Here is a 14430-nt window from a genome sequence, read left to right on the forward strand (position 1 = left end):
GTAAAAAAGGAAATGGAAAAGACCATCATCATCAATATAGGGAACACGATTATTCATATTGAAGAAAGTGCCTACGAACTCTTAAAGGCCTACCTTAACGAAGTAAAGCAATATTTTGCCAACCATGCAGATGACCTTGAAATTGTAACGGATATTGAAAACCGGATTGCAGAATTATTAACTGAGCAACTGGAAGAGCAAAAAAAGCAGGTTGTAGATTCGGCCAATGTAAACTCGGTTATAGCGCAGATGGGTAGGGTACAGGATTTTGATACCACCGAAGAAGGTGAAGAAGAACCTGTAATCAATACTACTTATCAGTACCAGTACACGGAGAAAAAACTGTACCGCGATATGGACGACCGCGTGGTAGCAGGCGTTTGTGCAGGTATTGCGCATTACGTAAATGCAGATCCAAAATGGATCAGGCTGGCTACATTGCTGATTAGCTTTGTTGGTGGCTTTGGCGTATTGGTATATGTGCTCCTTTGGATTATCATGCCGAAAGCGAAATCGCGGATAGAGAAAATGGAAATGAAAGGCGAGCCTGCAAACCTTCAGGGTTTTCAGAAGAACCTCGACGAAGAATTACAGGCGGTTAAGGAACGCCTGAGTGAAGTAAATAAACATGCACAACCTATATTCGGACGGATAGGCATTTTTATCGGTGAGTTTTTCGAATGGCTGGGCCGTTTTATTTCGGGCACAGGGAAAGTAATTTTTAAAGTGATAGCCGGCTTTATCGTGGTGTTTGGAGTATTATTTCTACTGACGCTGATTATTGGCGTGGCCGCTTTCCAGGGATTTTGGGATGCCAGCATTTACGAATATTTCCCCCTCTCTATTGTTAATGAAAGCAACAGGGGAATCATTGTATTGGGTGCATTTATTGTATGTTTTGTGCCTATTCTGGCTTTGGTATTATTCTCCATCAGGGTAGCTTTTAATAAACAGGCCATTAATAAAACCCTCTCTTTTGCGCTGTTAATTATCTGGCTGGCTGGTGTAGCGGTAACGGGTTATCAGGCGGCGAAGATTTCATCAGAATTTAAACAGCATGCAGAGTTAACGCAAACTGTCGATTTAAAATCTTTACCTGCCTATACCATTAATATCGATAAGAGTAAGTATTTCAGTAAAGAGGATAGCGTGGCTTACCACATCGATGCAAATAACCGCCACCAGATTGTGGTTGATGATTTTGAAGACGGACCATTTGTTTCGCTAAACCATATCCGCATTGATATTGACAAAAGCGAAACCGGTGTTACGCGTTTAACACAGAAGTATGAATCGCAGGGTAAAACCTTTCAAAGTGCGTTGCAGAATGCGCAGAACATCAGCTACAGTTATGTGGTGAAAGATTCGGAGTTGATTTTTAGTCCACGTTTTCAACTGAGAAAAGGAACCATCTGGCGTAACCAGGAAGTAAGGTTAACCCTTGAAGTTCCGGTGGGTACGAAATTGATTTTAAAGGAAGATACTTACCGTTACATTAATAATTACTGGACCTGGGATTGTAAAAACAGCGAAAACGACCACAATGATTATACAGTTTGGATTATGACAGAAGACGGCTTGAAATGTGTTGCGCAATTAAAAGAAGAAGCGATTAAAAAGGAAGAACTTCGAAAAGAACTGTCTGAGTTGGAACTGTTGCAAAAGAATAAAACAGATGATGTGATTTACCAGGATTCTGTTTCAAACCGGATGAGGGAAGTTAAGGAAGAGCTGGGGATTAAGCTCCAGTAATTGTTCTAATCAGTACAAAACCTAAGCAGGTCGTCATTGAGGAATGAGGATAAGGGCAACCGGCATAAAAAGCACACCTAAGAAAAAGAAACCATGAAAACATTATTTACGCTAATTGCATGCCTTATGGTGTGTGGGACATCTTTTGCCCAAAAATTAAATAAACTCAGCGGTAAAATCATTGATGATAAGACCGTTCCGGTGTCGTTTGCCATTGTTAGGGTGTTGAATTATCCCGATACCACCGCGATTAAAAGTGTATCGACCAATATAGACGGCGAGTTTACCATCGACCAGTTAAAAAGTGGTGAATATCAGTTATCGGTTTCGATAGTTGGTTTTAAAAGCAAAAAGACCGATCGTTTTTCGGTTAGCGGAGATTTAATCCTGCCTGCCATCAGCATCGAGGGTTTAACTAAACAGCTGAAAGAGGTGAGTGTGCAGGGCAAAAAACCTTTTGTTGAACACCAGATTGATAAAACGGTACTGAATGTAGAGAACAGCATCGTTTCGGCGGGGAGTACCGCACTCGAAATTTTAGAGAAAGCACCAGGAGTACAGTTAGACAGGCAGAATGAACAGATTTTATTAAACAACAAGTCGGGTGTAATGGTGATGATTGATGGAAAAAATAACTTTTTATCGGCATCAGATTTAACCATCTATTTAAACAGCTTAAGCAGCAGCCAGATTGCTACGATAGAAATTATTACCAACCCGTCTGCCAAATATGATGCAGCGGGTAATTCGGGGATTATCAACATCAAATTAAAAAAGAATAAGGCCTTTGGTACCAATGGCAGCGTTTCATCAACCTACCGCAATGCCATAAGGGCTAACCTGCCTGTCAATGTTTACGGATCGGAGGTTAACTTTAATTTAAACCACCGCGTAGAAAAGTGGAATTTTTACACCAATGCAAATGCCTCCAAAAACAATAATTTCTCCAACTTATTTTTAGAACGAAGCACCAATGCCAATGGTTTACAGAGTGCATTTAATCAAAACTTTCAAAAAATATACAACGGATCGCGGCTGGCTGCAAAGGTGGGTGCTGATTACTATGCGGGTGAAAAAACTACAATAGGTATTATGCTGGATGGCAGCACCAGCACCCGTAAACTGGATAATTTCTCTCAAACGTTCATTAATGAAACCCAAGCCGGTGTGGTAAGCAATAATTCGTTAATCCTGATGGGTGATGCCAATACGCCAAACAAAAATTACAGCGCAAACTTTAACATCAAACACGATTTTAAAAAGGAAGGTGCCAGTTTAAATTTTGATGCCGATTACTCAGGTTTTGATTATTCGGGAGTGGAAAATTTTAACACTAATTTTTATGATGAAAAGGGCCTTGTTTACAACAACACCAACATCAGGAACAATAGTAAAACAGCCATTGATATTTATGCCGCAAAAACAGATTTCACCTGGCCAATATCTAAAACGACAAAGCTTGAAACGGGCCTGAAAAGTACCTATGTAAAAACCAATAACGATTTTCTTTCATCTGCATTAATCAATAACGGGTGGCAGAATATTGCCGGGCAAAGCAATAACTTTATTTATAAGGAGAACGTAAATGCAGCTTATGCAAATTTATCTAAAGAGTTGGGCAAATGGCAGGTTCAGGCAGGTTTGCGGGCAGAGTACACACAATCTACCGGAACATCGGTGACCAATAACACTGAAGCAAAGCAGCATTATTTATCGTTATTCCCTACTGTTTTTGTGAGTCAGAAGATTTCGGAGAGCAGTAATTTACGTTATTCGTACGGCAGGCGCATAGACCGGCCGAATTACCAGCAGTTAAACCCTTTTAATTTTTACATGGACCCTTACACCATACAACAAGGTAATCCATATTTAAAACCACAGTTTACCAATAATTTCGAGGTGAGTTATAGCTATAAAAGCGGTCTGTCTTTCTCGCTGAGTTATTCTAAAACTAAAGACCTCATTCTGGATAGTAAAACGGCACAAAACGACAGCACCCGGATTGTTACGGTTGGGCAAGGCAATATAGGCAGTGGGCAATATTATACTGCAGGCTTATATTTCCCGCTTGCCATTGCCAAATGGTGGAATTTGCAGCAAAATTTTAGCCTGTTTTATAATAAATTTAATGATGATAACTTAGAAGGTGCACCTTTTATGCTCAGCAAGGTATCGTACAACTTTAACATCACCAGTTCCGTTACTTTACCAGATAACTGGACATTAGAAACCAACTTTTGGTTAAATTCTCCCCGTGTGCGTGGTTTAGAGCGAACTACTATTTACCAATATGCTCTAAATATGGGCGTGCAAAAAAGTTTCTTAAATAAGGCTCTAAAATTCAGGTTAAATGTAGACGATATTTTCCAAACCAATTACTGGAAAGGCACGCTCGATTATCAGAATGTGAATTTAAGGGTTCAGAACAATTACATTAGCAGAAGGGCTTCGTTCAACATCAGTTATAGCTTTGGTAACCAGAATTTAAAATCAAACCAAAACCGGAAAACAGCTGCTGATGATATTAAAAACAGAGCGGGGGGATAGTCATTCGTCATTCGTCATTAGTCATTAGTCATTAGTTTGGAGTCCTTAGTCCGGAGTCGGAAAGTCAGAGGTCCGAGGGTTGGGCGCCAAGGGATGAAGCCGGGCTCGCTTTTCGATTAACCGATTTAAACAATTAACCATTTAACCACCTTTAAACCAGATAACCAATTGATATGAAAAATATATTTTATAGTATCGCAATTTTATTTACCGCTTTAAGCTGCGGCTGCCATGGTGGCGGAGGTTATTTATCCATCAGTACTCAGGATACGAACAACTCATTTAGCTTCGAGGCCAAGTATGCTGAAGGTAAAACTGCCAAACTGGAGAAATACCTCGATAGTGCACTAAACAATGAACTTCCATTGGATCAGAATATCGATTTGTTCGTAAATTTAAATGGCAGCGATAAATTTAACCTCAAGGCTAAAAAAGGTTGGCTGGAGATCGGTTTTGATAAAAGGAACAGTTCGCTGGCAGGCTACATGAAAGTGAAAAAACTGGCGGAAGGGATTAAGCAGAAGTTATCGGAGTAATCGCGGTTTAACCACAAAGAACGCAGCGTTGGGCAGCTGTTCTTCGCAACATTATCTTCGGACTCCGGTCTGCTGACTTTCGGACTTTTCCGCATTTTGTTTTTCTCCCGCAGATTTAAGATGATTAGCGCAGAGTTTTGATGAATAAAAGAAAACTTATGTTAATCGTAATCCACGTACATTAAGATTCCTGCGTGGGAATGACGACTACTATTGAAGTCTGTTAAAGGGTAGCCTGTCGAAAGATCTTTTCAAAATAAACTTTGATGTGTTTCGACAGGCTCAACACGACAGAACCTGAAAGGATTAAATGGTGATATAATCCTGTTATCCGGCTTTAATGCTTAACATCAGCTGGTGCATTTGTAGTAGAATCTGCTGTAGAATCAGTATGGGTATCGATCCTTTTACTCGTATCAGTATATTTGTGCATCGTATCGGCATTTTCTTCGCCGGCTTTTTTACCTGTACATGCCGATAGGGCTAAACCCAGGGCAGTAACTAAGATTATCATTTTCGTTTTCATATTTGATGTTATTGGTGTATCAATACAATTCTTTTTAGCCGGCAATTGTTTTGAGAATGGTTAAATTAGTTTGGAGTTGAGGGGTTGGTCATTTGAAAACTGTGATTTGGTTATTAACCCTGTTTCGTCGTTGCAAACGGAAGGGAGGAGATCAGCGGTGGTATGAAGCAATCTGTTTAGTTGGTTACTACTCCTTATTTTTCCTCATAATGAAAACAATACCGGAGGTGCCGCCTGAGCCCGAATAGGTATCGGTATAATCGAGTGTCTGTACAAGTTCGTACTGGCTTTCTACCATATAGTTCAGTATTGCAGCATACGATTTCTTGTTGGTAAGTGTTTCAGAATACTGTCTGCCGTCTTTTAACTGCTCTGGCGTATCTCCGAAATCTACATCTACCTTTAATCTTCTGGATAAGAATTTCCCCTGAATCAAAATGTAAGCGTACGAATATTTTTTATCCTGCGTGAGGGTTCCTGTACCGGTCTTTTTTGTTTCTTGTGAAAAACCAGCTAAAGAGAGGGTGGATAGAAATAGCAGTGTTAATATAAATTTCATGATGGTTAAATTTTTTTACTGTTGTGCAATATTGCTAATGGACAATATAAAGGATATGCTGAACAGCTACAAATTTAGTTGATTATGATTTTGTTAAATGCAGCTGATCAGGCAAGCTAACCGCAGATTTAAAAGTTTAAAGCAAAGTGTTGGTATTAAATAAATAATTAGCTACAGGTAACAAGGATACACACAGATATGATGTACCAATATAAAGATCAGTATTTATCTGTGTGCACCGGTGTTTAAAAGAATCAACTCTCTGTGGGTTCTTCGCCCTTGCCAGTTGTGCGGCGGCTTTGCAACAGTGTATAAGTGCTGATGTTCTGGTTCAGCAAATTAACGGTAGATGCCCAGGGTTCTGCACCATCATTAATATCGAAGTTAGAGTTTATCCGCGTACGCAATTTGTAATACAGCTCGTTTGCCTTGTTGCGCAGTTCTCTGAGTTTTTCTGTTGGGGCGGTGGCCAGTTCTTCGTTACGTTTGGCATAAGCCGCATTAAAATCGTTATTGGCTGTTTCTAGCTCGGTTAACCAATTGCCCAAATTTAAGGCCGTTACGGCCGCCTGTAGGTCGGATTTGTTTTTCCAATCGTTAACAACATTGCGGAGGATAGTACTTTCGGTCTGGTAATTTTCGATAGCTATGCGTGGACCAAATAAGGCTAAATGGGCTGATAGGGTTTTTGCATATTTGTTTATTGCCGGATCTGGACTATAGGTTAAACTTTGTACATGTAAATTAATACCGTTGATGGCATCGTCCCTGCGCTTATCGAGATTTTCAATTTCTTCGGTTATCAAACTTCCCTGGCTAATTTTGAATAGCTTTTCAATATCATCTTTTGCTGCAAGCAGCGCATCGTACTGTGTACTAACATTAAGTTTTTTTGGATTATTTTTCGATACAACGTTTAAGGCATCGGTTATAAACTGGATATACTCTCCGTTGCGGAGCGTTTGTAATACGATTGAGTTAATCATAGGATCTTGAATTTAGTGGTTAATTTTGTTTTTGCGTTTTTTACTTTGCTTTGGTGCCACCTATGGTGGGGAGGTTTCAAAGTAACTTTGCTTTGGCGCTACCCATGGTGGCAAGGTTTCAAAGTAACTTTGTTTTAGTGCCAACTATGGTAGCGAGGTTTCAAACAAACTTTGATTTGATGCCACTTATGGTGGTGAGGTTTCAAAGTAATTTGTCCCTTTTAACCAAAAAAGTTGCTTACTTGATTGTTTTAGTACTGTTTTTGCCGAACGCGGAGGTTCCCTAATCATGCCTGTTATTGCCATAACCTTTAAATTTTAGGGGTAATAAAACCCGTTAATAAAATGTGGGATAATTTGATTAACCGTGCGGATGGGAAATAATTGATGCACCGTTAAAAAGGGATAGCACTAAGATAACGAAATGGGTAGTTACCGTCAAATTTAGTTTGGAGTTGGGAGTTTTTAGTTTGGAGTTGAGTTTGTCTTATAACTGAGATTTGATGATTGGGATTCGGCTGGGTAGTCCGAAGTCGGAAAGACCGGAGACCGGGGTTTGGGGTATTATAGCGAATCGCTCCCCGTCTCGTCATTGCGAACCGAAGGGCAGGGCTGGTGAGGTGGAGTGAAGCAATCTTTTAAATTTAGTAACCCCATCTGTATTTTCCATGCGTTCGTAGCTTTTATCCCCTCGTCTCGTCATTTCGACCGGAGTGCAACGAAGCGGAGAAATCTATTTTAAGAAACTTTCCCCCCGCTGGGTAGTCCGAAGTCGGCAAGACCGGGGTCCGGGGTTTGGCGTACTATAGTGAATCGCCCCTCATCGCGTCATTGCGAACCGAAGGGCAGGGCTGGTGAGGTGGAGTGAAGCGATCTTATTAATTTAGTAGCCCCATCTGTGGTTTCCATGCATGTGTAGCTTTTATCCCCTCGTCTCGTCATTGCGAACCGAAGGGCAGGGCTGGTGAGGTGGAGTGAAGCGATCTTATTAATTTAGTAGCCCCATCTGTGTTTTCCATGCTTGCGTGGCTTTTATCTACTCGTCTCGTCATTGCGAACCGAAGGGCAGGGCTGGTGAGGTGGAGTGAAGCAATCTTTTAAATTTAGTAGCCCCATCTGTGTTTTCCATGCTTGCGTAGCTTTTATCCACTCGTCTCGTCATTTCGACCGGAGTGCAACGAAGCGGAGAAATCTATTTTGAGAAACTTTCCCCCCGCTGGGTAGTCCGAAGTCGGCAAGACCGGGGTCCGGGGTTTGGGGTATTATAGCGAATCGCTCCCCGTCTCGTCATTTCGAACTGAAGGGTAGGGCTGGTGAGGTGGAGTGAAGCAATCTTTTTAATTTAGTAGCCCCATCTGTATTTTCCATGCATGCGTAGCTTTTATCCACTCGTCTCGTCCTTTCGACCGGAGTGCAACGAAGCGGAGAAATCTATCTTAGGAAACCTTACCCCCGCTGGGTAGTCCGAAGTCGGAAAGACCGGGGTTTGGGTTATTATAGCGAATCGCCCCTCATCGCGTCATTTCGACCGGAGTGCAACGAAGTGGAGAAATCTATTTTACGAAACTTAACCCCCGCTTGGTAGTCCGAAGTCGGCAAGACCGGGGTCCGGGGTTTGGGGTATTATAGCGAATCGCCCCTCGTCTCGTCCTTTCGACCGGAGTGCAACGAAGCGGAGAAATCTATCTTACCAAACCTTTCCCTCGCGATTGTCATCCTGAGCATAGTCGATGGATCTTTTACTGCGATTCATCCTGTTTTCTGCGTAAATCTGTGAGATCAGCGGGAACCCTTTATTGTTTTTTGCCCGCAGATTTAAGATGATCAGCGTAGAAATTGGCATTTAGGCTTTCGGTGGAATAGATTAATTTCCTCCCTGTAATTTGTAAAGTTCCAGTGTTTTTCTGATACTTTCTTTCTGTTTTGATGTGACAGTTTTTATATCGAAGTATTGGTTGCCAATCATTTTGATTTTAGTAGTTTTACTCTTGACAATTGCTTCCATTATTTTTTTTAAATTTTCGTCCGCCTGATCATCGAACCATTCCCAAATCATTCCACCATCCCCGCTATCGGTTTCAACCTTATTTGGAATATATTCGTAAGCCTTTCCATCAATTGAAAACTGATACTTTTGAATAAAAAGCCAGTCATCATTATAATATTGAATTACGAATCTAAGATTGCTGGCTACTCCTTCATTGCTCTGAAAGTAACTATAAATACCATTTCTATTTACATAATGTGGCTCATCAATAGGTCTTACCCACTGTTTATCATCAACATCGAACTCATCTTTTGTAATTTTAAAGCTTTTAAGAAGCAATTTAATCTTCGCTGAATCTTGCGTCGTTATAAGATGAATAGGATTGCCAGCGGAATCGATATTCAGACTATTGCTATCGGGTAGACTAGTATCGGATGATCCATTTGTTTTAGATGAATTAAGCTGACAACCGCTAAGAATAGCGAGTATAATAAAGAGTCTAAATTTATTCATGAGTATTTAGATTATTTTTTTAAATGTATAATCGATCCCGTATTTTTGGTTATCCTGATCTTTCATTTCATACCCTGCTGCATACATAAAGTTCAGAAAATCAGTGGGAGTTTTAAATTGAAGTTCATTACCCTTATCATCGACTAATTTAAAGAACTCCGATTTATATGTGATTCCAATCTGAGGTTTCAGCAGTTGTTTTCCTGCAATATAAAGCTCTCCATTATTAACTGATGAAAGCTTGACTTCAAAATATTCTGATTCTACAGTGCTAGTAGTATCTTTTCTTATCTGATTTTGATCGGTTCCTGTAACGCTTGTTGTAATTATATATATTCTGTTCTTTTTATCATTACAAGATGTAAACATTAATAGCGTAACTATAATAAGTATAGTTCTTAGTTCTGATGTAGTTTTTAGCATTGTGAAAGGTTAAATCTAGACTAATGTAGATAGTTATTTATTCTATACATTACGGAAAACCATAAATACTTATTTTTAGCTGGGTTAGCTATGGTTCAATTGTTTTGTAAAAGTCCAAAGAACGAATCGGTATCTTGTATTTTGCAACCATTTAATATGCATGCATTATATTTATTACCTTTGCGGCTTTCTAACTATTAGTTTATTCATGGGCAAAAACAGCATCGGCTCTGCCATTACATATTTCTTTTTAGGCGAGTACTTTTCTGATGCCCTGCGCACCACCATTACCGTGGTATTGCCCATCATTTTATTCTTTTACCTGGGCAATCCCGAAGCGGCAAAAGGAATAGGTGTGGGGGCTTTGCTGATCAGTTTAACCGATCTGCCCGATAACCGCCTGAACAAACTCAAAACAGCCTTATCCAGTATCATAGTATTTTTCTGCGCTACACTGGTGGTATCTTCTGTTTTGTATAATCAATACCTTACTGCAGTGGTTGTGGTTGTTGCTGCCTTCGGTTGCTCTATGTTTGCGGTGTACGGACAGAAACTGTCGTTAATTGGTACCATGGCGCTCATTGTATGCACCTTTGTAATGGGGCTTCACCCGGCCAGGCCGCTGTATTTTAGCAGTTATATTTTGGTGGGTGGTGTTTGGTATTATGTAATCAGCCTGATCCAGATTCTGATCCGGCCTTACCGTTCCCTGCACCATGCCATTTTTGAGTGTTTAATGAGCAGTGCCGTATTTTTAAATGCGAAAGCGAAGAATTACGATGTGGATGTTCCGCTCGATCTGCAACAGAAAGAGGCTATTAAACTGCACATCAAGGTTAACCAGAAACACGAACTGATCCGCAACCTGTTGCTTACCGATAAGTACGCCATGAATCCCGATAACCCCAAAGGCCGGTTGTTGCTGGAGCGGGCGAGGTTACTGATTGATTTATACGAACAGCTGAATGCCGTACATTACGATTACGCCCTGGTGCGGAATACCCTGGCTACCGGATCGAGTTTAAAACTGATTGCCAGCCTGATCGAACTGCTGGCAAAAGAACTCGAAGAACTCGGCAGGCACGTGCGTTCGGCAAAGGCTTATAAAGGCGAGGTAGCCACCAATATCGAATATTACCAGAAACGCTTAATGCTGCTGCAGGAGATGGAACGCCTGAACGAAAGCCAGCGTAAAATTGTGTTGAAAGTGGTTTCGAACATGAACGATATTGTGCGCATTATCGAAATGATCAGGGGGAATGAGCATACGCCCGAAAAACACCTGCAGGAACTGAGCGGCCCGATTTCCTATCCCTTGTTTATTACCGGCGACCGCTTTTCGATTAAAGAACACCTGAGTTTAAAATCGCCGATATTCAGGTTTTCGCTGCGGCTGGCCATCTGTTTCCTTTTCGGTTTTTTATTAATCTGGCAGTTGGAGCCCAGCAAATACAGCTACTGGCTGTTCTTAACGCTGGTGATTGTAGCAAGGCCGAAATTCTCGATTACCTGGAAACGGAACCTGCAACGCCTGAAAGGAAGCCTCGGTGGCGTTGTTGTGGGGCTGGTGATCATTTATTTTGTGAAGAATCCCGCGGTGTTACTTTCCTTTTCGGTGATTTTCCTGCTGGGTTTTTATGCCTTCAACCGGTTAAACTATACCGTTAGTGTGCTCTTTATTACCCCCGCGGTGATTTTAACGCTGGGCAGTTACCAGGGCCATTTCGACCACCTGGTGCACGATCGGATTCTGTTTACCCTGCTGGGTTGTGTGATCGCTATTTTTGCTACTTATCTTTTCCCAATATGGGATAGCCGCCAGCTGAAAGAGAAAATTAATAAAGCCACAAAAGATTGTTTACAATACTTAAAGGTAGCCATTGAGCGGAAGGAAAACCTGGGCGAAAACATTTCGCGGATGGCGAGAAAAAATGCCAACCTGAGTTTATCGGCCCTGAGCGAAGCGATTGAATCGGCCAGTCAGGAGCCTGTGCGTAAACACCTCGATTTTAATGCGCTTTATGGTGTACAATCGACCATTTACCAGATCAATGCCATTATTACTTCCATTTACCTTTCGCTTAACCATAAACCCGAACAGGCTGATCCTGCTGTGGTGAGCCAGATTGTAAATCACCTTAGTGAAATGGCTATCTTACCAGACAGCACTTTAAAGCCGGATGAAACGGAACAGGAGAGTGATCATTCTACCAGGCAGAAGCTGGCGCATATTGCGGTTTTGTCTGTAGCGTTTAGCAGGTTTAATGCTGCTTTCAGGGATTGACCCATTAGTGAAATGCTCCCGCAGATTTAAGGCGATCAATGCCGGAGGTACTTATCTCATTTATTTCGTATAACCCAGCAAATCCTTAACCCGATCGAGCCTGTTGCTGTTTAAAGTTGTACGATACACACTTTCAACAGTACTATTATCAGGAAAGGTTGCTTTTAAATCGCTCAATAAGGCTAAAGCTTTAACCTTATCATTTTCTGCGATATAGATTACACCAGCAGTATTTATGATTTCATCTATCTGTATTGGCGTTAGTGTACTATCTATTTTAGGTAGCTGCTTTTTGTTTACCTCATCAGCAACTGCCTTATAACCTGCCCTGGCCAATTCATTTTTACCCTGTGCATCATAAATCAGCGCCCTTTTATATTGGATGTCTAAATCGTTGGGGTTTTTCTTTAGCCACTCTGTACACAGTGCAACCGATTCATCAAATTTTTTCATGTACTGATAACAACTTAACAGGTTGTAAAATGCGATCTTGTATCCTCCATCTTCGGCAAGTGCTTTTTTATATAACTTTACGGCACTTTCTAACGAATCTTTAGGATATTTTAGATCCATCACATTCAAAAAGATTTTGAGCGCACTATCGTTGGCCACCATTGCACTCTTTTTGGGCTGATCATTAATCTGATGTGCCTTTTGTTTGCATGAAATTATAATACTGGCAATAACTAAAAGCATTAAACTGCTTTTTCTGATCAGGAATGGACGGTAATTTTGCATGGGATGTTAACTTAAATATCTGGTTGATTAAATATAGAAACTAATGGCTTAGTTAAAATAGTTTTTGATGTAATTTATTTGTGATTGAACAGGGGAATGCTTTATGGTTGCCAGCCCGTCTTTAAAGTTGGCAACTCACAACACCCGTAATAAATTTGATTGATTAAGCTGTGAAACTATAGATATTGGTATATTGTGCGGTTTAATACCATTATGTACATGAAAAAATTATTCTTAAGTCTTTTCCTGCTCTCTTGTTTTACCGTTGCCGTTTTTGCACAAAAGAAACCCAATTTCTGGGATGATGTGCAAACGATTAAAAAATATGATCAGATGTATAAGCCGCCTGTTCATCCGGTGTTGTTTGTAGGCAGTTCATCTATCCGGAAGTGGGACGATTGCACGCAGATTTTTGCAAAATACAATGCCTTAAACCGTGGTATTGGTGGCGCGGTAATTAATGATATTACGTATTATTTAAACGATGTAGTTTTTCCGTATCAGCCAAAACAGCTGGTGATTTATGTAGGTGAAAACGACCTGCCAAACGATGCAGTTACACCCGATACCGTTTTAAACCGTACCATTCAGTTATACCGGGCCATCAGGGCAAAACTGCCAACGGTACCAATTGTTTACATTTCGATTAAACCAAGTCCGAGCCGGGATAAGTTTAAGGAGAAAGCAGTGGCTTCTAACGCGCTCATTAAAAAGTTCCTAGCCGGAGAGGCCAATACCACTTTTGTTAATGTTTATCCCTTAATGCTCACCAAAGAGGGTAAACTCAGGCCAGAATTGTTTGTGGAAGATATGCTGCATATGAATGCTACGGGGTATGCCATCTGGCGAAAAGCGGTTGAACCACATTTAATAAAATAGGCATGTTTAACAGCATACGACAGGTAAGAACACATGAGCTTATCTGCCGTTAATATTTATTTGTTATTGCACGGTCTATTGTTATTTAGCCCCGATTGAACGGAAAGCCCGGAACCCGATTTTTCATCGGGTGAGGACTTGAAGGAAAAGCGGGACCGGAGCAACGCTAAGAACCACATGCTTACTGCTTCCAAAAAAAACACCTTTTTTCTAGCCAACCCAGCTACATATTGAAGGTATTTTTCTAATGATATTTTACCATATAAGTGATATAAGAACATATAAACTTAAGTCTTACATTCCTTATATGGTTAGAAACCTGCGGGACTGGAACAATGCTAAGAACTACATGCGTACTGCTTCAAAAAACACCTTTTTAAAGCCAACCCAGCTACATGATAAAGGTATTTTTCTAATGATATTTTACCATATAAGTGATATAAGAACATATAAACTTAAGTCTTACATTCCTTATATGGTTAGAAACCTGCGGGACCGGAGCAAGCCTAAGAACCACATGCTTGCTGCTTCAAAAAAAACACCTTTTTATAGCCAACCCAGCTACATATTGAAGGTATTTTTCTAATGATATTTTACCATATAAGTGATATAAGAACATATAAACTTAAGTCTTACATTCCTTATATGGTTAGAATCCTGCGGGACCGGAGCAAGCCTAAGAACCACATGCGTACTGCTT

Annotated in this window: 11 protein-coding genes; 5 read left to right on the top strand and 6 right to left on the bottom strand. The window is 40.6% G+C overall.

Going from position 1 to position 14430, the window contains the following annotated elements; all coding sequences use genetic code 11:
* Positions 1-12: 12 nt before the first annotated feature.
* The 3 genes from ABD769_RS17380 to ABD769_RS17390 all read left to right on the top strand — a co-directional run bounded on the left by ABD769_RS17380 (position 13) and on the right by ABD769_RS17390 (position 4835).
* Positions 13-1752 (top strand): PspC domain-containing protein, encoded by a 1740-nt coding sequence (locus ABD769_RS17380; protein WP_344852655.1) that lies wholly within the window; start codon positions 13-15, stop codon positions 1750-1752.
* Between the two features lie 93 nt (positions 1753-1845).
* Positions 1846-4299, top strand: a complete 2454-nt coding sequence (locus tag ABD769_RS17385; RefSeq protein WP_344852656.1) for a TonB-dependent receptor domain-containing protein — start codon at positions 1846-1848, stop codon at positions 4297-4299.
* Positions 4300-4472: 173 nt separating this feature from the next.
* Positions 4473-4835 (top strand): hypothetical protein, encoded by a 363-nt coding sequence (locus ABD769_RS17390; RefSeq protein ID WP_344852657.1) that lies wholly within the window; start codon positions 4473-4475, stop codon positions 4833-4835.
* A gap of 337 nt (positions 4836-5172) precedes the next feature.
* Here ABD769_RS17390 and ABD769_RS17395 read toward each other — a convergent pair whose 3' ends face one another.
* The 5 genes from ABD769_RS17395 to ABD769_RS17415 all read right to left on the bottom strand — a co-directional run bounded on the left by ABD769_RS17395 (position 5173) and on the right by ABD769_RS17415 (position 9829).
* Positions 5173-5349 (bottom strand): hypothetical protein, encoded by a 177-nt coding sequence (locus ABD769_RS17395; RefSeq protein WP_344852658.1) that lies wholly within the window; start codon positions 5347-5349, stop codon positions 5173-5175.
* Positions 5350-5548: 199 nt separating this feature from the next.
* The gene (locus tag ABD769_RS17400; protein WP_344852659.1) at positions 5549-5920 is read right to left on the bottom strand and encodes a hypothetical protein; all 372 of its coding nucleotides are present in this window, start codon (positions 5918-5920) and stop codon (positions 5549-5551) included.
* A 254-nt stretch (positions 5921-6174) separates the two neighbouring features.
* A complete protein-coding gene (locus tag ABD769_RS17405; protein ID WP_344852660.1) occupies positions 6175-6906 on the bottom strand; it encodes a DUF6261 family protein in 732 nt (243 codons plus the stop codon).
* Between the two features lie 1864 nt (positions 6907-8770).
* Positions 8771-9406, bottom strand: coding sequence for a hypothetical protein (locus ABD769_RS17410; RefSeq protein ID WP_344852661.1), 636 nt, complete (start codon positions 9404-9406; stop codon positions 8771-8773).
* Positions 9407-9412: 6 nt separating this feature from the next.
* Entirely contained in the window at positions 9413-9829 is a 417-nt protein-coding gene (locus ABD769_RS17415) for a hypothetical protein (RefSeq protein ID WP_344852662.1), read from the bottom strand.
* Between the two features lie 208 nt (positions 9830-10037).
* Between ABD769_RS17415 and ABD769_RS17420 the strand changes: the two genes are divergently transcribed.
* Positions 10038-12113: an FUSC family protein gene (locus ABD769_RS17420; protein ID WP_344852663.1), complete on the top strand. Its 2076-nt coding sequence runs from the start codon at positions 10038-10040 to the stop codon at positions 12111-12113.
* Between the two features lie 60 nt (positions 12114-12173).
* On the opposite strand, the gene ABD769_RS17425 is transcribed toward ABD769_RS17420, so the two are convergent.
* Positions 12174-12851, bottom strand: coding sequence for a tetratricopeptide repeat protein (locus ABD769_RS17425; protein ID WP_344852664.1), 678 nt, complete (start codon positions 12849-12851; stop codon positions 12174-12176).
* A gap of 219 nt (positions 12852-13070) precedes the next feature.
* Between ABD769_RS17425 and ABD769_RS17430 the strand changes: the two genes are divergently transcribed.
* Entirely contained in the window at positions 13071-13730 is a 660-nt protein-coding gene (locus tag ABD769_RS17430) for a GDSL-type esterase/lipase family protein (protein ID WP_344852665.1), read from the top strand.
* Positions 13731-14430 lie beyond the last annotated feature (700 nt).

The organism is Pedobacter jeongneungensis (genome assembly GCF_039538295.1).
GTDB lineage: Bacteria > Bacteroidota > Bacteroidia > Sphingobacteriales > Sphingobacteriaceae > Pedobacter > Pedobacter jeongneungensis.